We start from the raw sequence: 23,218 nt of genomic DNA, 5'->3' as shown, positions 1-23,218 counted from the left end.
GCGCCGGTGCCACTTTTGATTGAGTTTAAAGTGCATGCATCTCGCAGGGGCTGAAGCCGGCCAAGGTTTCGTTTTGCCTTCTTGAGCTCTTTTCTTAATCTTGCAATTGGACAGTGCTATCAAAGTTTCACTTTAATGAATCCGCCTGTACTCTTTTCGTTGCAGTCTCAGACAATGCCTGCGCCTTGCACTGCTGTTTTTTCGTGGATATAGCGCGTGCATTCCACCGTCAGTTCGTAGCGTTCGAGCGGCGTAATTAAGTAAATGCCGTTGAAATAGCCGAGGGCCGCGTCGATCAGGGTACGGCTGATCGCAAGGCTTTCTTCACGTGCTTTCGCAGGGTCGCCATTTGTTTTTTCCATCGCCGCCAAAATTTCATCCGTCAGTTTGATGCCCGGCACTTCATTGTGCAGAAAGACCGCGTTCCGGTAGCTGGTAAGCGGCATAATGCCAAGATAGATCGGCGCGTCCAAATGCTTCGTTGCTTCATGGATTTGCTCGATTTTTTCCGTGCTGAACACAGGCTGGGTGATAAAATAATCGGCACCGTAGCGGATTTTGCGCTCCAACCTCCCGACCGTTTTATCAAGATTGCGGACGTTCGGGTTAAATGCAGCCGCGACGGAAAAATTCGTTTTCCTGTGAAGCGATTTGCCGGAATGGGAGATGCCATCATTGAATTGCTTGATCATTGCGATCAGTTCCATGGATGACAAATCGTATACGCTCGTCGCTCCCGGGAAGTCGCCGATTTTTGTCGGATCCCCCGTGATGGCAAGCACCTGGTCAATCCCGAGCGCAGCAAGGCCCATTAAGTGCGACTGCAGCCCGATCAAATTACGATCACGGCATGTAATATGAACAAGCGGCCGGATGCCATGTTTCTCTTTTAAAATTGAAGCAATCGCTGTGTTGCTGATGCGCGGGCTTGCAAGCGAGTTGTCGGCCATTGTGAGGGCATCAATGCCGGATGCCTGCAGCGCTTTTGCCCCCTCAAAAAAGCGGGCCGTGTTCAACGTTTTCGGTGTGTCCAATTCGACAATGACGGAACGCCGTTTTTTTACGATTTCATGCAACGGTGGTTCGTGCTGCGCCGGGGCGGCCGCGATCTCGATTTTCGGTGGGCGGACCGTTTTTTCTGTGACAGGTAAAAGCCCCTGCACCCCTTCTGCGATTGCTTTGACGTGAGCCGGCGTCGTGCCGCAGCAGCCGCCGATCAGGCGTACACCCTGTTCGACCAGTTTTTCGGCGCATGTTTTAAAATAATCGGCGTTATTCGTGAACGTGAACCTGCCTTCCTCGTAATCTAAAAGACTCGCATTCGGGTATGCGGACAAAAAGGCACGCTTCGGTATCGGGATTTCTTCGAACGCCTGGATCATGTGGTGCGGGCCGAGCCGGCAGTTCAGGCCGGTCACATCGGCGCCGCGGTTTTCAAGTTCCTTGAACGCGTCGCGGACCGGGGTTCCGTTTTGGAGCACGCCCGGTTCGATAAGCGAGAACTGGGCGATGACCGGGACATCCGCTTCTTTTTTCGCAATGTCTACGACCGTATACAGTTCTTCCGCGTCAAAATACGTTTCCAAAAGCAGGGCATCAACTCCTTCGTTCAGGAGGTGAAAAATCTGCTCGCGGAACGTACGCTTGATTTCGGCAAGTGTTGCTTCGGTTTTGCGTTGTCCGCGGATGCCGCCGACCGTGCCGAGTATAAATGTATCACGGTTTGCCGCTTCTTTTGCAATCCGGACGGCCGCTTTGTTGATGTCTTTTACTTTTTCTTCCAGGACATACTGTGCTAGCTTGATATAGTTGGCGCTGTACGTGTTTGTCTGGATGACCGATGCGCCTGCTTCGATATAGGCGCGGTGGATCGCGTGGATGTCTTCCGGATGGGTCAGGTTGAATGACTCATAACATGTGTCGGCGCCGTATGCATATAGCAGTGTCCCCATTGCCCCGTCCGCAACAAGGATGCGGTTTTTTAACGTTTCGAGAAGGTCCAAATTTTTACACTCCCTTTGAATGATATGAAAAAAGCCTCCCAGAAAAGGAGGCAAGATGACAACATTCTCCTTATCTTTTCAGGTATACCTGTTGGATTTAGCACCGTGCCTTATGGGCTGGTTGCTGAGGTTTCATCGGGCCAAGTCCCTCCGCCTCTCTTGATAAGGCTATTCGATTGAACGTACTTAAAATTTTGACTTATTTATACTTTACACTTTGCCGGGTGACATGACAAGGGGGAAATTGAAATTCATATTGGATGCGGTTTCGTCCCTTTTGTCTAATTGGCTTTCTTTTGCCTTTTTGAGCCCTCCAAAAGGACAATTTGCTCTTGGTCCGACTCTCTTTTGTCTTTTTGAGCTCTCCAAAAAGACAATTTGCTCCCGGTACGGCTTTCTTTTGTCTTTTTGAACTCTCCAAAAAGACAATTTGCTCCTGGTCCGGCTTTCTTTTGTCTTTTTGGGCCCTTCAAAAAGACAATTTGCTCTTGGTCCGGCTTTCTTTTGTCTTTTTGAGCCCTTCAAAAGGACAATTTGCTCTTGGTCCGGCTTTCTTTTGTCTTTTTGAGCTCTCCAAAAAGACAATTTGCTCCCGGTACGGCTCTCTTTTTTCTTTTTGAACCCTTCAAAAAGACAATTTGCTCTTGGTCCGGCTTTCTTTTGTCTTTTTGAGCCCTCCAAAAGGACAATTCGCCCCTGATCCGACTCTCTTTTGTCTTTTTGAGCTCTCCAAAAGGACAATTTGCTCCTGGTCCAGCTCTCTTTTGTCTTTTTGAGCTCTCCAAAAGGACAATTTGCTCCTGGTCCGGCTTTCTTTTGTCTTTTAGAGCTCTCCAAAAGGACAATTTGCTCCCGGTACGGCTCTCTTTTGTCTTTTTGAACCCTTCGTGACCACTGAAAAAAGCCATTTTTTTATGTAAAATTTGCTGTGTAGTGTAAGAAATTTTCTGTAAATGGTACTCTTTACCATAGAAATTAGTAAAAATGACAAATGTTTGGCTATAATTCGCCTTTTTAGAGGATAGTATGGCGGCTATCCTCTTTAAATTTACTGCCAAGGCTGTTAGCTTGGCTTGTAAGCCCATGCTTTTTAGACCGTACCATTTGGCACGATCTAACCCGTGGAAATTCTTCATTTCGCCATTTTTCCCTTCTTGGCATGCTCTTTTTTTATACTTCTCTTTAAATCCCTCCGATTTCTGTTGTTGACTATACTCATAAAATTCTGGGGTGTTGATTCCGATCCCTAATACTTTTCCGACTGTTTTTCCGGTTATGCAAACTTCTCGCATTGGGCAATTTCTACATTGTTCTCTGTCAAAATAGTAATTATACGTTTCTTTTCCACATTTTCTTATATAGTGTTTCTTTTTGATTGTTTTGTTTCCTTGACTACAGAACCACTCGTCAGAATCTTTGTTATAACTGAATCTTTCTTCGTCTATGCGATATGCAGCTTCACTTACAGGGATGTATGCCTTTGCTTTAAGTTCAGAGATTTTGTCTAAGATTGGCTTTTTAAAATAGGCTTTATCACCATATACTTCTGGCATTTTTATTCTCGTTTTCTTGGTTAACTCTAATAATTCATCAAACTTCGTTCCATCCACATAAGCTCCATTACCAGTATGAACAGCTGTAATCATTCGATCTTCTGTTGTCATCATAAATTCCGTTTTATAACCAAAGAAAGGATCATTTTTGCTTTTATACCCTATTCTCGCTTCTTGGTCGACAATCGATCGTACCCCTTTTTGCTCCATAAACTTCGGGTCTGCTAAAATTTCTTTCGCATTATTAACGAGTGCTTTTGTTTCAGGTGCTTTCTCCAGTTCAACTAGTTCTTCTACCTTTGATACCGTTTCTTCAAGATAGGACTTCATTGTTTTTCTAGCTTCATCATGGTTTTCTATTTCTTTATAATCAGGGATTTCTTGGTTGATTTCACTTGGTATTTCTCCGTTTTCTTCTTTAACGGTTTTAAAGATTTTTTTCGCTAATTGTTTCATGACTCGTTCCGGTCTATATTTTTTGGTGTTGGCTTCTGTATGAGTGGAATCAATCGTTATACCAGAAACCTTTTGTAAAATTCCTTTTTCAATGCATTGGTTTATGATTTCAATAATAATTTCATCTATAGTGAGATTGCCTTCTAATCTACTTTTACGAAATTTTGCCAAAAGACTTGGGTGAGGGAGGTCGTCTTCCGGATTGATTCCTAAAAAATACATATATGCAAGGTTTAATGAGCAATTTTCTATAACTTTCTCATCAGATAAGTCATAGAGTTTTTGTAACACCAAGATTTTAACCATAAGTTCGGGCTCTTTTGCTGGCCTTCCATATTCTTTACAGTAAGTTTTTTCAAGCATTTTATTGATAAAACTAAAATCCACTTCATCTCTTAATAATTTAAGTGTATGATTTTCAGGAATTTTATCGTATAATATGGAATAGATGCTTAATTGATTATCTTTTTCTTTAAGCATGATAGATACCCCCAGTTTGGTTTTGGTTTGTAGTATAACTTTATTATACCAAATACTGGGGGCATTTTTTTTCAATTTATTGTACATATAATTATTTTGAATTTTCAGATTGACTTTTTCAGTGGTCCCGAACCCTTCAAAAAGACAATTTGCTCCTAGTCCGGCTTTCTTTTGTCTTTTTGAACCCTCCAAAAGGACAATTTGCTCCCGGTACGGCTTTCTGTCTGCAACAAAAAAAAGAGCCGGAACCGGCCCCTGTTATTCATCCAAAAACTGTTTGATGGCTTCTATATTTTTTTCTTTGTCCACTTCGAGTGCGGCGCCGACGCCCGGATAGCTGACATTGGTATAGGTGCCGGCAACCGGTACGGTCATTGTTTTTACCTTGAGGTTGCCTCCGACGGCGTCTTTGGCGAGCGCAAGAATGTTCATTTTGCTCATATTGGTGGCAATATACGGCTGAATGGTTCCAAGCAGTTTCGGCGCTTTGGCGATACCGTTCACGCTGAAAACTTCAGATTGGAGCGCTTTAAGCACTTTTTGCTGGCGGGCAACCCGGCCAAAGTCGCCTTGCGCGTCATGTCTGAATCGTGCGTAGGCGAGCAATTGTTTCCCATGCATCAGCTGTTTTCCAGGATAAAGCGTCAAGCCGATGTTTTCCGACATTTTATGTTCCACGTTCATTTCAATGCCTTGAGGCGCCAGGGTATCGACAATTTTAACAAAACCTTGGAAATCGACAAGTGCATAATATTGCACATCAATGTCAAAATTGGTTTTGAGTGTTTGACGCAGCAATTCAACACCCTTTTTTTGATTCTTCAGATTGCCAAGATAGTAGGCTGTGTTAATTTTATAGTTTCTATACCCCGGAATTTCGGCATAAATGTCACGCATAATCGAAATGAGCTTCACCTGGTTATTCTTCGGGTCATATTGGGCAATCATGATGGTATCGGTTCTTGAATCTTCTTGCCCGCGCCGATCAATTCCGAGAAGGAGAATATTGGTGCGGCCATTTGCATCCTTTTTACCGTTAAATTCCAGATTGTCCATATTTAAGGCATCATTCGGGTCTGTCTGATGAACGCCAGCGTAGTATTGATAGGCTGTGTAACCCGCGCCGGCGACGATGAGCAGTAAAAAGAGCATAAGGAACACTCTGCGCCAGCGGACTCTTGACCGTTTTTTCTTTTTTTTCGCTACTCTTGACTCCATAGAATCCCTCGTTTTAGTAGTCTGTCTTCATTATTATTATCTAAAAGCGGCAATTTGTCACGAAAATTTTGATGAAATTTTGTTATTTTTGTCGAGATCATAATTTGTGGGGAATTTCACATAACTTTCATGCAAAGTTAAGGCGTTTTTTATTTTCCAGCGGTATATTGATGTTTGTCATCAGGTAAGAGCTTTTGTTGGTTCGTCTGCTTTGTGCAGGCGTTTTTTTATGGCCAGAGACGCGGAGGTTTTAAGCATTTTTTAAGTTTCGGCAGGTATCCTTTTCTTTGCAAGAGAGCTTACAACCTACTTTTTTATATGCCCCCTTTTTTAGGCCGCCCTTGTGCAGGCGGTTTTTTTCTGGGCATAGTGGGCAAGCCTGCCTCTTTTCGGAATTTCGGCCTGTTAAGGTTGTTTTAAGCTTCCTGCGTTATCCTTTTTCTTGTAATCAAGCAAGATGAAAATCCGGCTTGCTTTTTCATCCATGTTAACCCCCTTTTTTGGCCGTCTGCTTTGTGCAGGCGGTTTTTTTCGGCCATAGCAGATAAACATGCCTCTTTTTCAAAATTTCGGCCTGTTAAGATTGTTTTAAGCTTCCTGCGTTATCCTTTTTCTTGTAATCAGGCAAGATGAAAATCCGGCTTGCTTTTTCATCCATGTTAACCCCCTTTTTCGCCGTCTGCTTTGTGCAGGCGGTTTTTTTGGTTAAGGATTTTGAACAATTATAGCAGCTAACCTATATCTTTGATTTGGTGGGAGTTAGCCGCTCTTGGGATCCGAACCGCACTGTTTCCATTCTTCCCTCATCTATGGAAAAAGCCCGGCCCCCTAAATAGAGGGTCAGGCTTTTTTTTTCTTGCGGTACATCGAGTAAGCGATATAAAGCACAATGATAACGATCGCGATAATGGTCACCGGCTTGACATAAGGAGCCGCGACGTCATCAATTTGTGCCCAGTTTGATGCGAGACGTTCACCGAGAAAGATAAACAGCACCGCCCACGGAATGGTCGCAAGCAGCGTGAAAAAAATGAACTTGAAATACGACATTTTGGCAATGCCGGCCGGGATCGAAATGGCCTGGCGGATGACCGGGATGAATCGGCCCGTAAAAATAACACCGGCGCCGTACTTGTTGAACCATTCTTCCGCGACATCGAGATGCCTTTCGTGAATCAGCAAATATTTGCCGTACTTTAGCAAGAACGGGCGCCCACCGTATGCACCGATCCAGTATAAAATCAGTTGGGCAATCAAAATGCCAAGTGTGCCCGCTGCAATGGCGCCGAAATAATTGATCTCTCCCCGGGAAATTAAATAGCCGGCATAGGCAAGGACAATCTCGCTCGGGATAATCTCAATCGCAAGCCCGATCGCAACACCGAAGTAACCCAGATCAGCGAGTGCTGTTAAAATTTGTGTGACAAAGTCTGAGAACATGTTTCCCCTCCAACATTTGCTTTCTTATCCATCATATCATACGGAAAATTTCCAGCAATAAAATATTTAAGCCAAGCCAGACGCCGCCGAATACGTAACCGCCCGCAATGTTGCTCGGGATTTCAAGGCCGAAATAAATATGGCTGACAGCTGCGAACAACAGAACAGCTAAAAGAAGTACATCCATAAACGTATGGACCCAAAACATCTCAGCGTGCCGGACAACGAGATATGTAAAATAGCCGTAAATGATCAGAATCATCATCGCCTGGTCGCTCGGAAATGAGAAGACAAAGTGGGAAAACGTCGGAATTTCCGTTTCCGACATCCGGTGGAACACTTCATGCAGCACATTTTGATACAGTTCCCCGCCGATTGTAACAAGCAGCATAATCAAAAATTCGTGCGTGCGATCTTTGCCTTTCCAAATGATCCAAAGAACCGTCAACACCATGACGAGAATGAGCGCCTGCCGCGAGCTGAGCGCCAGCATCCCTTTCATGACGCCTGCCCAATGGTGTTTGAACAAAAGCGATACGATTAAAGAGGTCACCTCGTTAAAGTCACTGAAATCTTCGCTGAAAAGGTTTTGAATCATTGTGATCATTAACACAATCAAAAACAATGTCACCAGCGTGGTGCCGATGATCACAAACTCGGCGCGGACCCGGCTGCGGAAAATCATGAAAACGCGCCGGAGCACCGCCATCATCGCCCAGAAAATCTGCTTATGGAAATAGCGGAACACATAATACGCGATGATTAAACCGGCGCTTACAATACCGCCTATGACGAGATATTTTTTGACCGCTTCGTGAAACTGCTCCCACTGCGGGCCAAGCAGCTTCCCGAGGGAAATAAACGTGCTTGTCCAAATCAAAGCGCCGGAATAGGCAAAAGTGGCAAATGACCGGAATGGCAGTTTCGTAATTCCGGAAAAATAGCCGGTGATGTGGCGGACACCTGGTATAAAATACGCGACGATAAGCAATTTATTCCCATATTTATTAAACCAGCGCGATGTTTTTTCAAGCTGGGACGGGCCGAGATGGATAAAATGGCCGTATTTATGTAAAAACGGGCCGCCGAGCCGCTGCCCGATAAAATAGGCCGTTGTCATGCCGACAGATGTACCGGTGGCGGCAATGAGAATGCTCAAGATCCAGTTGAGCTGCCCCTGGTGCACCATATAACCGGCATAGCTCATCAGCACTTCGCCTGGAAGCGGAACTGCAATCATTTCGAGCAAAAGTGCCAAAAGCAGCACAATATATCCATATTGATCGACGTATGATGTCACTGACATTTGTATCCCTCTCTTAAACGGCGTCAATAAAAACGACCGCTTTTGTTTGCATAAAGTTCACTCTTCTTACAGCCATTTTCGGGCATGAGGATGGGTTTGTCAAAAAGGTTAAAACTTGATATTTGTCAATTTTATGATAGGCACTTTGCAGGGAACCATCCAGGTTTAAAACCAGCTTCTTTCCCGGACCCAGCGTGTTCCCGCACCCGTTTTTCGTTAAGTTAAGAATCACGTTTTCTGCTTTCGGCTGCTGTATAAGTTGAACTAAACATTCCTACTTCTGTATGTGTAGCCATCGTAATTGATTTTAACGCGAAAAATTTAGGTTCATTTTATATATTCACCAGGCTTTGGGGAGTTTTTTACATGAGGCTTATTGTTTCGGTTTCCGTATTTTGCCAGGGAACATTCAAGATTCAGTATTTATTTTACCCGCTTTCGGCCATGATACTTCACCCGTCTCCGTATGGTTTTTACACCTGTAAATTTTATTTGAGATTTGGAAGGTTCACGACTTCCCTGTTGTGATGGCCCAGGGAAAATTTTACAGTTGTGGGTGAACGGGGATTAGAAGAGGGCGTGAATGATCAAGTCCATTTTAACGGATTTATGAAAGAAGTCTCCCATCCTCATGGCCAAAGAGCAGGTGGGAGATCATTTCAAGCATTCGCCTGACTGAATCGCAATGGTAACTACGCCCAATCACTGTCTGCCTTTAGGCTTGTGTGCCGGATTGCCTGTTTCCGCTGCGATTTGATTGCTGAAAATTTGAGAGCCATTTTTCCACGTTTCCATAAAACTTGTTCAAGGCATCTGCCGCTTTTTCACGGTTTTCTTTTGATTTGAAGTATTGGTAGCCGGCAAAGCCTACTGCTGTATAGAAAAGTAATTTTTTCACCTTAAAAACCTCCCTTTCTTTACTCCCTTTATTTTATATGAAAATTCAATGGATTGGAAGAACTTTACCCAGCCAGGACGCATCGGAGCATTTTCCTTTTCGCTTTTTTATTTGGGGGCAGCACCGTTTCACTGTGCATTTCCTCTCATTTTCATTTTTTCGTCTTTATTTGGGGATTTTTTAGGGCCATTTCTGTCACGGGTTTGCCAGCTTTTTCAGCGAAGCACAGCAGTTCCACTGGACAGAGATTGTTAGCTAGTTACTTTTAGTAAGTTTACAATTCATGTATAATGGTTAAAAAGGCTTTTGTTGATATAGCCCCGGAATGCAGGGTTGATGAGAAAGGTGCGTTACAAAAATGGGAAACCAAAGTTTATGTCCGCGTTTCGAAAAGGCGTTTCAGCTATTGGGAAAACGCTGGGTTGGCGTGATTATCCGTGTCCTTTCTAATGGGCCGATGCGGTTTAACGAAATGGCGGAGCTTATCCCGCATATCAGCCAAAAGGTGCTTTCGGAGCGGCTGAAGGAGCTGGAAGACCAGGGCATCCTTGTACGGGAAGTGTACCCGGAAAGCCCTGTCCGGATCGAATACCGGTTGACAGAAAAAGGCGAGGCGATCAAGCCGGTCCTTGATGAAGTGCAAAATTGGGCAGACAAATGGGTTGATCTTGAAAGTGAATGATAAAAGGGGTTGCTTCCATTCTTTGGAGCAGCCCCCTTGTTTTTTAAGAAAAGAAAACACCAAGCAAAAGCGGAATCAGAATGATGAGCCCGAGGATGATCCAGCCTGCCGGGTGCGCAAAGTTAAGGGTCCAGCCGCTCCCGAACCTTTTTTCCACCCATAAGGAAGGATCGTTGCGATTGAAGTAAAAAACGCCGAGTTTCCAATACGCATCGTCATCATACTGGAAGCGGCCCTGAACGGCACCATTGCCTACGCGGATGCGGCTGCCGCCCTGCCCGGTGATAACCGAGAGCAAAACCGCCCCGGCCACAATCAACAGGACCGCGCCCATGCCTCCGTACGACAACCAGGCAATCGGGACCGGCACAATAAAGGAAAGCTGAATGGCAAAAAATAGTAAAATCATAAGCAAGCCTGTAATGATCATAAATGCTGACCATCTGCGCCGGAAACGGACATTTTGCTCGAGGGAGGCTTCCGGTCTTTCGGCATTGAGCTGCTGTTTGCTTTTTGCAATCATCGTATTCAGCCAAATGAACAGGATAAGCAAGAACAGCTGGACAGTTGGCAGTTCAAACACGGTCCGGTACGATTTTTCCACCCAGTCTGTCGGTGTACCGTTAAAATCATAATGCATGGCGATCCGGTCCGGAATCCGTCCGTAGCACAACCATGTCATCAGGAAAGTGGCTGCTGTCACGCTTGCATGGATCAGAAACCATGCGTTGGAAAAAATGAGTTTCTGGCTCCGGAATTTCGGGTCGACGATGATCGCCTGCTTTTTCCCGGCTGCCCAGTTCCGCGTCTTCTTGATTGCCTTCATTTTTCGGTGAAAATAAAGATAGATGAGAAAATTACCGGCAATGTCAACAAGGACTGCGAGAGCGAAACCAGTTTGAAGCAACTGGCTTGTGCTTACAGCTATGAACAGGGCGGCTGCCAGAAGGATGCTGAAGACAATAATGACTGCGGCGTATTGTTTCCTCAGTTTTTTCAGTTCAGGATCCAGGTAGGCTGCCTCTGGGATGGTGACCCCAAAACTTTCCGTTTTTCTTGTAATGTACGGTGTTACTGCCATCATGACGGCAACCATTCCGAAAAAGATTAATACCATTATGGTTTCCATTGTTCTCCCACCTTTTGAATGTCGTTGTATAGCTTTTCGCATATTTTTAAAAATTGCTTTTCGTCCAGGCCGCGGCAGATCGCTTCACTGATGAGCGGGCGCAGTTTTCCCGTAAGGCTTTCAAGATATGGTTCATCGGCCGGGGGCATCTGGTCAGGCTGGATGACAACCCCTTTTTGCCGGTGGATCTGGATAAAGCCTTCCTGCTTCAAGATTTGGTAGGCTTTATTGACCGTGTGCATGTTGACGCCGAGATCGGATGCCATCGCCCTTACCGATGGAAGCGAATCGCCCGGTGCCAGCTCTTTTGACGCAATCCCTTCCATGATGCTGTTGTGCAGCTGTTGGTAAATAGGGACATCCGATTCAAGGTCGATTTTCATGAGCATGAACATCATCTCTTTTATTTGGGTTATTTGTTATATATATTGTATAACAGTTAGCACAAAAAAGCAATGGGGATTTGATTTATTTTGCAACTTTGCGAATGAAAATCAGCAATCGCAAACATCTCTATCATGAGAAAAGCTGCGCAAAAAAAAGGAACCTCAGGACAGGTTCCCCTAGAGCAAATTTTCTGTTGTGTTCACAAGCTGTTTGGCAGCGGAACGGTCCGGGTCGAGGCGCTTTTCGAGCCGGCGCGCGAGAATCGAAAGCAAGTAGTTGACAACAAAATACATGAAAGCTGCCATGAGCAGAATCGGGATGATGTATTTTGATCCGCCTTCCCCGTTGTAAATCCCTTTTGCATTGTGTAACAGTTCCGGCAGTGCAATGATGATCGCAAGCGACGTATCTTTTAAAAGCGAGATGAACTGGCTCACAAGCGGCGGGATCATTTTTTTCAAAGCTTGCGGCAGGATGATGTACCACAAGGTTTGGATATATTTCAAGCCGGATGAACGGGCAGCTTCGATCTGGCCTTTCGGGATGGCGTTCAGGCCGCCGCGCACAATTTCAGCAATCATCGAGGATTCGAACACCGTCAGCGCCGAAATGGCTGCTGCCGTGACGCTCATTTTCATGCCGACTTCAGGCAAGGCAAAATATGTAAAGAAAATAATCAAAATCAGTGGCAAGTTCCGGGTGATTTCCACAACAAGTGCCACGATTGGCGATAAAATTGGAATTTTGGCGTAACGCAAGATGCCGAGAATACAGCCGATGAGAAAACTCAACACGATTGCAACAAAAGCCACTTCCAATGTCACCGCAAAACCCTTCAGCAAATACGCCAGGTTTCCACTTGAATAAGCTCCGGCAAAATCCATCGCATTTCCCTCCTTTAAATATGATTCAACTGCTTCTGGCCAGCCGGCGTTCAAGATAGTTGACAAGCAGGCTGAGCGGGATCGTCAGAATGAGATAAAACATGCCGACGAAAATATACGTATCAAAAGTGATCCATGTTTTTTCATGAATGAGATCGGCGTAGTACATGAGGTCGAGTCCCGCAAAAACACCGAGGATCGAAGAGTTTTTGACCAGGTTCAGGAATTGGTTGCCGATCGGCGGAATGACGATTTTGATCGCCTGCGGGAGGACGACGTAACGCATCGCCTGGGTATACGTCAGACCGGTTGACCGTGCGGCTTCAAGCTGACCTTTGTCCACCGATTGAATGCCGGCACGAACGGCTTCCGCAATAAAAGCGGCGGTGTAAATGGAGAGCGCTATGGTGCCCGCGATAAAGCCGCTTAAATTAATATGAAAATAGCTGAGCCCGTTATAGAAAAAGAAACCGGTCAGGATTAACGGAATATTGCGGATGACTTCAACGTAGACTGCGCCGATAAAATTCAGCAGTTTCACGGGGGCCAGCCTGAACACGGCAATGAGGTTGCCGAGAATGAAGCTGGCGACAAGGCCGATGATGCTGATTTTGATCGTATTGACAAAACCTTTCATGTATAAGTCGATATTGTCGGTGAGGATGGAAAAATCAAGCACGCTGTTTCACTCCTTTGCGGTTTAATCAGGAGAAAGGGATGGGCGATTTTGCCCACCCCTTATCCTTATTCTTTGATCCATTTGTTTTTGATTTTGTCGTATTCCCCGCTGTCTTTCAGTTCTTTCAAAGCTTTGTTGACGGCTTTTACGAGTTTCGTATTGCCTTTTTTCATTGCAATGCCGTACGGTTCTTTCGTGAAAGTGCCACCTACAACCTGGTAGTTCGAGTCTTGGGCGGCCATGCCGTACAGAATCGAGTTGTCGGTTGTCAGTGCATCGCCTTTGCCGGATTTTAAAGCCGTGAATGCTTCTTGATAGTTTTCATACTCTAACACGGTTGTATCCGGAGCGGCTTTTCTGACGTTGTCACCAGATGTCGCACCTTTTACCGTCAAGACTTTTGTGCCTTTCGTCAAGTCTTTGACGCTCTTAATCTTGCTTCCTTTTTTCACAAGGAGCGACTGGCCGGCGTCAAAATAAACATCCGAGAAGTCGACCACTTTTTTACGATCCGGCGAAATCGTCATGGTAGCGACAACCATGTCAACATCGCCGTTTTGCAGCATTGGAATCCGGGTTTTCGATGTGACTTCTTTCAGTTCGACTTTGACTTTGTCACCGAAAATTTTCTTGGAAATCGCTTTGGCAATGTCTACATCAAAGCCTTCCACATTTCCGGTTTTCGGGTCTTTGTAGCCAAATAGATATGTATCATATTTGACTCCAACGACCAATTTCCCTCTGTCTTCGATTTTTTTGATCGGATCATCGCTTGCAGAACCGGATCCGCCTGTCGATTTTGATTTGCCGCAGCCTGCAACCAGTGCTGCTGCCAAAATGAAAACCAATCCTGCTGCTAACCATTTTTTGACCTTTCCCATTTGAATCCCCCTTTTTTATTTATGGTCACCGCGAAAGCAAGCGCTTTGCGGAAGTCCCCAATGATAAATGTTTTATGCTGGTACTGCTTTGAGTAGCACGGTATTCCCGCGGGCCGGCACCTACCATTCCTTGGCTTATGGCCATGATTGCGCACCATCCCCGGATATGAATGTATATGCAAATGCAAATGGTTTATGACTGCGACTGGAACCGGCTTTCCCGGCGATTGACGGCCACCTTACGTGTACCCGATAGCCGCGGATCGTTTGCTTTCGATTTTTGGCATCCTGCCCCGCGTGGTACAGGTTATTTGGCCACCATTCGTAACCGGCTTTCCGGCGATTGATGCCGCCATGTATGGACCTGATAACCGCGTATGGTTTGCACCCGATTTTTAGCATCCTGCCCGGGCGTGATGCAGGATGTTTGGCCACCATTCGTAACCGGCTTTCCAGCGATTGATGCCGCCATGTATGGACCTGATAACCGCATATGGTTTGCACCCGATTTTTAGCATCCTGCCCGGGCGTGATGCAGGATGTTTGGCCACCATTCGTAACCGGCTTTCCAGCGATTGATGCCGCCATGTATGGACCTGATAACCGCATATGGTTTGCACCCGATTTTTAGCATCCTGCCCGGGCGTGATGCAGGATGTTTGGCCACCATTCGTAACCGGCATACCGGCGATCGACGGCCGACATGCGTGTACCCAATAGCCGCGGTCGTTTGCTTCCATTTTTAGCATCCTGCCCGGATACACATGTTTTGCAAGTGTATGTACCATGGCCTGTGGTTAATGGTTCAGCACACGGTTTAAAAAGGTGCGGGCGCGTTCTTCACGCGGGTTTTTGAAAAAGTCTTCCGGCGTATTGTCCTCAATGATTCTCCCCTGGTCCATGAAAAGGACGCGGTCCGCCACTTCGCGGGCAAAGCCCATTTCGTGCGTGACAACTACCATCGTCATACCGTCTTTTGCGAGTGCTTTCATAACGTCGAGCACTTCTCCGATCATCTCGGGATCCAAGGCAGATGTCGGTTCGTCAAACAGCATAATGTCCGGCTCCATTGCCAGCCCCCTGGCAATTGCGACACGTTGCTGCTGGCCGCCTGATAACTGTGACGGGTAGGCGTTTGCTTTATCCGGAATGCCCACCCTTTCCAAGTAGTGCATCGCCTTTTTTTCCGCTTCTTCCTTACTTTGGCCCAGCACTTTGATCGGCGCCAGCGTGATATTTTGCAAGACAGTTCTATGCGGATACAAATTGAAGTGCTGGAAGACCATGCCGATGTTTTTGCGAAGATCGTTGATATCGGTTTTTTTGTCATTGACTTTCATATTGCGGACGAAGAGCTCGCCGTCCGTGATGTCTTCCAGACGGTTGATGCAGCGGAGCATTGTACTCTTCCCTGATCCGGAAGGCCCGATCACAACGACGACTTCCCCTTCTTTTACTTCAAGGTTAATATCTTTTAAAACGTGAAAATCACCATAGTATTTGTTGACATGACGGAATGAAATCACATCATCACCTCCCGGCTGCTCATCTTTTTGGTGTGCGCTTCCAGTATTTAGAAACCTTCCATTACTCCCTATTTTAGAGTATATCAATCTATTCAGATAACATCAATATTTTTATTGAAGGTATTTTTCTGTTTTTTAAGATGGATTTTCCGGGAAAAGTTATTTTTTTAAAATATTAAAAACCCAAGCGGTCTCTAGGACTAAAGTCTGGTGAGAATTCAATGTCAGAAAGCGTTTAGCAAGGAATTCATCTGTGAAAAAAGCCGTTCCAAAATGCTTACCTCTTTTGGAACGGCTGGTGTATTGTACACATTATGTTTTTTTCTTTGGCTCCGTACTTTGGCCGGTAACTTCAAGAACATCAAGGAAGAACATCACAATGGGAATACCAAGAATGAGCCCCCACAGACCGAAAAAATGCTCACAAAAAATTAAAATGAGAAAAGTGTAAAAAACAGGCATATTCGTTTTTGAGGACATCAGCTGCGGATTCAGCACATAGGCTTCCACGGCATGCACGATGACAATCAAAATGAGGACATACAGTACTTTCATTCCGCCGCCGATGCTGTAAGCGATGATACAGAGCGGAATGAGCGAGATGAAAACGCCGGCGACCGGGATAAGGCCGAGAGCAAAAATGAGAATGGCGAGCCCGAATAACTGCGGAAAGCCGAGAATCCAGAGGCCGATCGTGGTAAGCACGGAATTCACAACGGCGATAATGAACTGGGCCTCGATCACTTTCCCGAATGTCCCTACAAATTTGACACCGAAATATTCGATTTCATCGTAAAACGCTGCAAGTTTGCTCGTTTTAAACTGTTTTGTAAAACGGATAATCCGCTCTTTTTCAAGCAGGAAAAACAAACTCAGGATAATAGCCATGAAGACCTGGATGCTGACTTTGCTGATGCTTGTAAAATAATCGAGCAGGATGGAAACGCCTTTTTGTGCGTAGTCGACGATTTTCTTTTCCTGGATATTTTTTACAATGTAATTCAATACTTCATTGTGCTGGGGTTTCGTGTAGAAATCGGAAATTTGTACAACAAGCTGGGTAATTTCATTGACCAGGATCGGAAAATATTTGATCACGCCGAATGTGAGGCCGCCAAGAATCAAAATGTACACGATTAAAACAGCCAGTCTGCGTTTGATTGGAAACCATCTTGTCACAATTTTTTGTAGTCTGTTGACAAGATAGGAAAAAATAAAGGTGAGCAGCATCAGGTCCATCATGCTGCGCAGAAAATACAGGATAAGTGTGAGCAGCACAAAGATAAGGACCCTTCTGACCCCCCGTTTTTGAAATAAAGAAAACAGCCGGTCTTCCATTGTATTGTTATTGCCCCCTCCGATTCAAAGGAACCATTTTTCTTTTTACCCTTATCTTAACACATTTATAGCCGGTTCAAGTAATTTAGTCGGCGAGGGATATGTAAAATTTTTTCTTGCCATAAAAGGAAATATACCACACAGATGAATCAGCCCACGGGGAGCCCGCAGTTCCCGCTGCTATATAAAATGAATCTAAGTTTTTCGCACCAAAATCAATTACGATCAGGATAGACATTGCTTCTGGCTACTAATGTTTGGTTCAACTTATATAGCACGATCAGGAAAATTGATTCCGTCCCCGGGGAAGGACGTTACGGCTGCATTTTCGGCCCGTGAAGGTGTCAGGGCGGTCGTCTTTCGGTGTTTTACCGTGAAAAATGTTCGGATGACGGCAGCGCGAATAAAAAACTGGCTGCTGCGTTTTTCGCAAAAAGGATCAGACATTTTTTGCAGCACTGGCAATGAGATGAAAAGTGGCAGTATGCTGGTCGTATTTTTACACGACGGCTCGTGAAGGTGTCAGGGCGGTCGTCTTTCGGTGTTTTACCATGAAAAGCGTTCGGAAAATGGCGGGGTGCATGCAAAAAATGGGCCGCTGCGTTTTACAGCGGCCTATGGTTATGATTTACTTTTTTTCACTTGCGGCTTTTCTTCTTCGTCAATGGCGTCACGCACGCCTTTTTTGAATTCGCGCAATGTTTGGCCGGCTGCCCTTCCAAGCTGCGGGAGTTTCGACGGGCCGAAAATTAATAGGGCAACAACAAGAATAATGAGAACTTCGCCAAAGCTGAGATTTCCAGGCATTTTTTCCCCTCCCCGGGCTTCTTTATCTTTATCTTATAGTGTATTGTAAACATTTTCAACTTATAATCACTTGAATTCAATTTATTTTCTGATTAAGCATGGCGGGGTTCGTAAAAAATTTATTCGTTTTGGCCGGTGTCCATGGTAGAATAATGTAGTCTGGAGGTGACGTTTTTGCATTTGTGGAATTTGTTTGTGGCCGCAATTCTCGGCCTTGTGGAGGGGCTGACAGAGTTTGCCCCGGTTTCTTCGACGGGCCATATGATTATTGTGGATGACTTGATTTTGAAATCGAATCATCTTTATGGCACTGAAGCGGCAAATGTATTTAAAGTGGTGATCCAGCTTGGGTCCATTATGGCGATGGTTGTGGTTTTTTGGGACAGATTTTTAAATTTGCTTGGCCTGAAGAAAAATATTACGAGAGAGCAGATGTACGGTGAACGGCTGAGATTGACGCATGTGATTACCGGGCTCGTTCCGGCGGCTGTGCTCGGCTTTTTGTTTGAAGACTATATTGATGCCCATCTGTTTTCGGTGAATACGGTACTTGTTGCCCTGGTGGTTGGAGCCATTTTGATGATTGTAGCGGATCTCACGCGCCCACGTCGGCCGAAGACGGAGACGGTCGACCAGATTACATATAGACAGGCGTTTGTGGTTGGGCTTTTTCAATGTCTTGCCCTGTGGCCGGGTTTTTCACGTTCCGGCTCCACGATTTCAGGCGGCGTCTTGCTTGGCATGAGTCACCGTGCGGCAGCGGACTTTACGTTTATTATGGCCGTGCCGATCATGTTTGGCGCGAGCTTTCTTTCGCTTGTAAAGCATTGGGGTGCCGTAACACCTGAGACGATTCCGTTCTTTATTACCGGATTCATCAGCGCGTTTATTTTCGCCTTAATCGCGATCAAGTTTTTCCTCGCACTGATCAACAAGGTAAAGCTGGTCCCGTTTGCGATATACCGCATCCTTTTGGCGATTGTTTTGCTTCTTTTGATTTGGAACCGATAAGATTTTGGCTGCGCGGCGTTGCGCGGCTTTTTTATTTTGGCTTTTGCCGCGTTTGATGTTGAACGAAGCGTCTACGGTAATTTGTTCTGCTCATCAAAAAAGGCTGCCGAACGCGTGGCGGGCAGCCTTTTTTGATACAGCCGTATTGCAGTGAAAATGGTGCATCCAGATTTGTTATTTTTTAAAATGGTAGGGCATTGTTGCAACGACAACGTCTTTTTCCCAGAGAAGGCGCATCCGGATGAGGAGCGCGGACTGGTTGTGCAAAATGTTTTGCCAGCGTTTTTTCGGAATGAACTGTGGAATGAGTACCATGACCTGGTACTTGTTTTCTTTTGCTTTCCGCTGGATAATTTCCAAAAATTTGGCAAGCGGCTGGACAATGCTCCGGTAAGACGAGTGCAGGGTGACAAGGCGGACACCACAGTCCCACTCTTTCCATTTTTCTTCCATTCTCTTCTCGTCTTCATGGTCAAAAGCGACATAAACGGCTATGACCTGATCCGAGAGCGATTTTGCATAATTAATCGTCCGTTCCACGACCGTTGTAATGCCGGCCACCGGGACAATGATCACATTGGAGTGGATTTCTTCCTGAAACACCCCTTTAATCCGCAACTGCTCGCCGACCGCCTCGTAATGCCGGTTCACTTTCCGGAAAATAAACATGACGATCGGCAGGAAAATCAAAACCGGCCATACTTGCGTGAATTTCGTAATGAATAAAATCGCAAGGACGCTAAATGTAATAATGGCACCGACAAAGTTGACCGACATTTTGCCGGCCCAGCCTCTCGGTCTTTGAGTGACCCATTTCACAATCATGCCGCATTGCGCAAGGGTAAACGGAATGAACACGCCGACTGCGTACAACGGAATGAGGCGCTCGGTATTGCCCTGGAATGCGATAATTAAAATCATGGAAGCAACGCCGAGAAAAATAATTCCGTTTGAGTAACCAAGCCGGTCACCGCGGATCGTGAACATGCGCGGCATAAATTTGTCCCTCGCCAAGTTAAAAGCGAGCTGCGGGAACGCAGAGAATCCGGTGTTCGCAGCAAGCACGAGAATTAAAGCCGTAGTTGCCTGGACGAAATAGTACAAAACACCGTTGCCAAGTGTCCGGTGTGCCATTTGCGATACAACGGTTTCTGTTTCTTTCGGCGCAATGCCGAGCCAGTATGCGAGAAAACTGATGCCCGCTAAAAGCGATGCCAGAATGATACCCATCATGGCAAGCGTGCGGGCTGCGTTTCTCGGTGCCGGGTCGCGAAAGTTCGGGATCGCGTTGGAAATGGCTTCGACCCCTGTCAATGCCGAACAGCCGGATGAGAAAGCTTTTAGCAAAAGAAACAGTGAAATGCCGGCGACCGGCGTACCGATATGCGGATGCAGGTTTTGCGGAACTTGCCCCGTTACGGTTTTAAATAAACCGACAACAATGATGACAATCAATGCAAATACGAACAGGTAAACCGGGTATGCGAGCACATTGGCTGATTCCGTCAGCCCGCGCAAATTCAAAATCGTAATGATCAGAACGAGAAAAACCGCAATCTGCACACTGTACGGATGCAAGCTCTGAAACGCGGAAGTAATGGCATCTGTTCCGGCTGAGACGGAAACGGCCACCGTTAAAATGTAGTCCACCAGCAAGGATCCGCCTGCAAGAAGGCCGGGGGTGACGCCGAGATTTTCTTTCGAGACAAGGTATGCCCCGCCGCCTTGCGGATAAGAGTAAATGACCTGGCGATAAGATAAAATAAGTGCAGCCAATAAAATTAAAATGCCGACTGTAATTGGAATAGAATACCAAAATGCCAGCGTCCCCACTGTGGCAAGTACAATCAGCACCTGTTCAGGCCCGTATGCAACAGATGAAAGTGCGTCGGATGACAGAATGGCCAGTGCTTTTAACTTGGTCAGCTTCTGGCCTTCGAGTTCATTTGAACGCAGCGGTCTCCCAATTAACAATCGTTTTATCGTGGTGAACATTTGAATTGTCTCCTTTTATCTGCAGTGTTTCAAAAATGCTTCCCCAAAAATAAGAAAAACCACAAAGAGAATTTATCTTCCCTGTGGTCTATTGCCCGATCACAGTTTCACATCCTCTCTTATAACGCTGACGGGGTTAGCTGTCGGGTTCGGGCATAAGAGTGGCCCTGCCTTTTTAAAAAAAGGCTTCACCCCAAAGCGGCGCGCGGCCGCCAACCTGGTTCCCCCGTTCCGTTTCCGGATTAAGCGGTTCAGTTATGAAACACAAATTTTTCATACGACATCCTATCTTACTCCCGTTACCATGGTTTGTAAAGACTATTTCGCAATTGCGTTTCGGTATGTCCATCTTTACCCGCCATATCCCCGGGCAAACTGTCTTTGCTCACAGTACCTAATTTTCGATCATGCTTCTTTTGTAGAATATCCGAATGTGCCCAAAGCATGCAAAAAGCAAGGTTTTTCGGCAAATCCGGAGTAAAGAGATAAACAGAGTTAGGAAGGTAAAACCTGAGGATGAAAAGATGACCTCTTGGGGCAGGCGGATCAATTGGAAACATAAGACCAAAAGAGGCGCGAACCCGGTGGAATTGTCTAATTAGGAGCTCCATTCGGGCCCGAAATGTCCTTTTGAACCTGTCAAAAGGACAAAACGTGCCGCATCCGGGAATGAAATGTCCTTTTGAACCTGTCAAAAGGACAAAACATGCCGCATCCGGGAATGAAATGTCCCTTTGAACCTGTCAAAAGGACAAAACACGCCGCATCCAATTAGACAAATTAGGCGAAAACCCGTTGAAAATGTCTAATTATGGTCTAATTAGGCGTTCCAAACGCCAAAATCCATTACGATCAGGATAGATTTGCTTATGGCTGTCCGGCGCACCAACAAAGAAAAAAACCCGCAAGTTGCGGGCTTTTTTTAAAACTTAATTTTTTCTTCCAAAAAGGCTTTAAGTTCCGTGATTGGCACACGGGTTTGCTCCATTGTGTCACGGTCGCGGACGGTCACCATATGGTCGTCGCGCGAATCGAAGTCGTATGTGATGCAAAACGGTGTGCCAATTTCGTCCTGGCGGCGGTAGCGCTTGCCGATCGACCCGGTTTCGTCAAAATCAACCATAAACGTTTTCGACAAATCCGAAAAAATGTCGCGTGCTTCAGCTGATAATTTTTTCGACAGCGGCAAAACCGCGGCTTTGTATGGCGCAAGGGCCGGGTGCAGGTGCATGACCGTACGGCTTGTGCCGTCTTCAAGTTCCTCTTCTGCATAAGAGTCAATCAGAAATGCCAGTGCTACACGGTCCGCCCCAAGCGACGGCTCAATACAGTACGGAACAAAGCGTTCATTCGTTTCCTGGTCAAGATAAGTGAAATCCTCGCCGGAATATTCCATATGGCGTTTCAGGTCGTAATCGGTACGGGAGGCTATGCCCCACAGTTCGCCCCAGCCGAACGGGAAGTTGTATTCAAAGTCGGTGGTCGCGTTCGAGTAGTGGGATAGTTCTTCTTTTTCATGGTCGCGCAGCCGCAAGTTTTCTTCCCTCATACCGAGATTCAGTAAAAACTCGCGCGCATACTGTTTCCAGTAGTCAAACCATTTCAGCTCTTCGCCCGGCCTGCAGAAAAATTCAAGTTCCATCTGTTCAAATTCGCGCGTGCGGAAAATGAAGTTCCCCGGGGTGATTTCGTTCCGGAAACTTTTGCCGATTTGGGCAATCCCGAACGGCAATTTTTTACGCATTGTCCGTTGTACATTTTTAAAATTGACAAAAATGCCTTGTGCGGTTTCCGGGCGCAAATACAATTCATTCGTGCTGTCTTCGGTTACACCCTGGTACGTTTTGAACATCAGATTAAACTGGCGAATGCCGGTCCAGTCTTTGCTGCCGCAATCCGGGCAGGCGATGTCATGCTCTTTAATCAGCGCTTCCATTTTTTCAAACGGCAGGCCGTCAACAATCATGTCGATCCCTTTTTCATGCAGGGCATTTTCGATCAGTTTGTCGGCACGGTGCCGAGCTTTACAGTGTTTGCAGTCGATCATCGGGTCATTAAAATTGCCGAGGTGGCCGCTTGCTTCCCATGTGCGCGGGTTCATCAGAATGGCAGCATCAAGGCCGACATTGTACGGCGACTCCTGGATGAATTTTTTCCACCAGGCTTTTTTAACGTTGTTTTTGAATTCGACGCCGAGCGGGCCATAATCCCAAGTGTTGGCAAGCCCTCCGTAAATTTCCGAACCCGGGAAAATAAACCCGCGGTGTTTCGCGTGCGAGACGATTTGATCCATCGTGACGCTCATTGTCATCTCTCCTTTTTTCATTGAAATGGTTTCCCCTGGGGACGGGAATGTTTCCATATAAAAAGCTCCCGGCTCCAGGCAACAGCCTGGGGACGAGAGCTTGAATTCCCGCGGTTCCACCCCAGTTGATGCGAAATTTTCGCACCCACTTTCCATGAAAAAAACTCCGGACTGCCGTTTCACCGGGTTCCTTGCCGGGCTTCCACCGCCCCCGGCTCGCTTTAAAAGGAAAAGTTCCGG

At 46.0% G+C, this 23,218-nt stretch carries 18 protein-coding genes, 1 pseudogene and 2 riboswitches; of the genes and pseudogenes, 2 read left to right on the top strand and 17 right to left on the bottom strand.

Features of this window, described 5'->3' with window-relative positions:
- Nucleotides 1–167: 167 nt before the first annotated feature.
- From OF158_RS02545 to OF158_RS02520, 6 genes and pseudogenes are all read right to left on the bottom strand, one after another.
- Nucleotides 168–2,003 carry a bifunctional homocysteine S-methyltransferase/methylenetetrahydrofolate reductase gene (locus OF158_RS02545; RefSeq protein ID WP_035182591.1) on the bottom strand — a complete coding sequence of 612 codons (1,836 nt, stop codon included), beginning with the start codon at nt 2,001–2,003 and terminating at the stop codon, nt 168–170.
- Nucleotides 2,004–2,070: 67 nt separating this feature from the next.
- A riboswitch (SAM riboswitch) is annotated at nt 2,071–2,172 on the bottom strand.
- A gap of 844 nt (nt 2,173–3,016) precedes the next feature.
- Nucleotides 3,017–4,492 (bottom strand): annotated as a pseudogene (locus tag OF158_RS02540) (IS1182 family transposase); the annotation flags it as partial.
- Between the two features lie 258 nt (nt 4,493–4,750).
- Entirely contained in the window at nt 4,751–5,710 is a 960-nt protein-coding gene (locus OF158_RS02535; RefSeq protein WP_035182595.1) for an LCP family protein, read from the bottom strand.
- 840 nt (nt 5,711–6,550) lie between these two features.
- Nucleotides 6,551–7,150, bottom strand: a complete 600-nt coding sequence (locus OF158_RS02530) for an undecaprenyl phosphate transporter UptA (RefSeq protein ID WP_026685193.1) — start codon at nt 7,148–7,150, stop codon at nt 6,551–6,553.
- Between the two features lie 31 nt (nt 7,151–7,181).
- The gene (locus OF158_RS02525; RefSeq protein WP_014096254.1) at nt 7,182–8,456 is read right to left on the bottom strand and encodes a VTT domain-containing protein; all 1,275 of its coding nucleotides are present in this window, start codon (nt 8,454–8,456) and stop codon (nt 7,182–7,184) included.
- 715 nt (nt 8,457–9,171) lie between these two features.
- Entirely contained in the window at nt 9,172–9,354 is a 183-nt protein-coding gene (locus OF158_RS02520) for a hypothetical protein (RefSeq protein WP_014096255.1), read from the bottom strand.
- A 358-nt stretch (nt 9,355–9,712) separates the two neighbouring features.
- On the opposite strand from OF158_RS02520, the gene OF158_RS02515 reads away from it, so the two are divergent.
- The gene (locus OF158_RS02515) at nt 9,713–10,036 is read left to right on the top strand and encodes a winged helix-turn-helix transcriptional regulator (RefSeq protein ID WP_014096256.1); all 324 of its coding nucleotides are present in this window, start codon (nt 9,713–9,715) and stop codon (nt 10,034–10,036) included.
- A gap of 43 nt (nt 10,037–10,079) precedes the next feature.
- Here OF158_RS02515 and OF158_RS02510 read toward each other — a convergent pair whose 3' ends face one another.
- The 9 genes from OF158_RS02510 to OF158_RS02470 all read right to left on the bottom strand — a co-directional run bounded on the left by OF158_RS02510 (nt 10,080) and on the right by OF158_RS02470 (nt 17,667).
- Nucleotides 10,080–11,165, bottom strand: a complete 1,086-nt coding sequence (locus OF158_RS02510) for a DUF1648 domain-containing protein (protein ID WP_035182599.1) — start codon at nt 11,163–11,165, stop codon at nt 10,080–10,082.
- Nucleotides 11,153–11,554 (bottom strand): GntR family transcriptional regulator, encoded by a 402-nt coding sequence (locus OF158_RS02505; RefSeq protein WP_035182601.1) that lies wholly within the window; start codon nt 11,552–11,554, stop codon nt 11,153–11,155. Before OF158_RS02505 ends, OF158_RS02510 begins: the two co-directional genes overlap by 13 nt.
- A gap of 174 nt (nt 11,555–11,728) precedes the next feature.
- Complete coding sequence (locus tag OF158_RS02500; RefSeq protein ID WP_035182602.1) at nt 11,729–12,436, bottom strand: amino acid ABC transporter permease; 708 nt, start codon at nt 12,434–12,436, stop codon at nt 11,729–11,731.
- A gap of 25 nt (nt 12,437–12,461) precedes the next feature.
- Entirely contained in the window at nt 12,462–13,115 is a 654-nt protein-coding gene (locus OF158_RS02495) for an amino acid ABC transporter permease (RefSeq protein WP_014096260.1), read from the bottom strand.
- 65 nt (nt 13,116–13,180) lie between these two features.
- Nucleotides 13,181–13,996 (bottom strand): transporter substrate-binding domain-containing protein, encoded by an 816-nt coding sequence (locus OF158_RS02490; protein ID WP_014096261.1) that lies wholly within the window; start codon nt 13,994–13,996, stop codon nt 13,181–13,183.
- 395 nt (nt 13,997–14,391) lie between these two features.
- Nucleotides 14,392–14,736, bottom strand: a complete 345-nt coding sequence (locus OF158_RS02485; RefSeq protein WP_048339801.1) for a hypothetical protein — start codon at nt 14,734–14,736, stop codon at nt 14,392–14,394.
- Nucleotides 14,737–14,793: 57 nt separating this feature from the next.
- Entirely contained in the window at nt 14,794–15,522 is a 729-nt protein-coding gene (locus tag OF158_RS02480; RefSeq protein ID WP_026684940.1) for an amino acid ABC transporter ATP-binding protein, read from the bottom strand.
- A 312-nt stretch (nt 15,523–15,834) separates the two neighbouring features.
- The gene (locus tag OF158_RS02475) at nt 15,835–16,860 is read right to left on the bottom strand and encodes an AI-2E family transporter (RefSeq protein WP_035182604.1); all 1,026 of its coding nucleotides are present in this window, start codon (nt 16,858–16,860) and stop codon (nt 15,835–15,837) included.
- 621 nt (nt 16,861–17,481) lie between these two features.
- A complete protein-coding gene (locus OF158_RS02470; RefSeq protein WP_017551739.1) occupies nt 17,482–17,667 on the bottom strand; it encodes a twin-arginine translocase TatA/TatE family subunit in 186 nt (61 codons plus the stop codon).
- Nucleotides 17,668–17,841: 174 nt separating this feature from the next.
- Between OF158_RS02470 and OF158_RS02465 the strand changes: the two genes are divergently transcribed.
- Nucleotides 17,842–18,678, top strand: coding sequence for an undecaprenyl-diphosphate phosphatase (locus OF158_RS02465; protein WP_013858270.1), 837 nt, complete (start codon nt 17,842–17,844; stop codon nt 18,676–18,678).
- 174 nt (nt 18,679–18,852) lie between these two features.
- On the opposite strand, the gene OF158_RS02460 is transcribed toward OF158_RS02465, so the two are convergent.
- Complete coding sequence (locus tag OF158_RS02460; protein ID WP_035182606.1) at nt 18,853–20,673, bottom strand: APC family permease; 1,821 nt, start codon at nt 20,671–20,673, stop codon at nt 18,853–18,855.
- A gap of 109 nt (nt 20,674–20,782) precedes the next feature.
- Nucleotides 20,783–20,932, bottom strand: a riboswitch (cyclic di-AMP (ydaO/yuaA leader).
- Nucleotides 20,933–21,595: 663 nt separating this feature from the next.
- Complete coding sequence (locus OF158_RS02455) at nt 21,596–22,978, bottom strand: glycine--tRNA ligase (protein WP_026684984.1); 1,383 nt, start codon at nt 22,976–22,978, stop codon at nt 21,596–21,598.
- Nucleotides 22,979–23,218: the final 240 nt, after the last annotated feature.

Source organism: Weizmannia sp. WK01 (genome assembly GCF_025905465.1).
In the GTDB taxonomy this organism is placed as follows: Bacteria; Bacillota; Bacilli; order Bacillales; family Bacillaceae_C; genus Weizmannia; species Weizmannia faecalis.
Note: the sequence above shows the minus strand (reverse complement) of the source record. Positions and strands in the feature narration are given on the sequence as shown.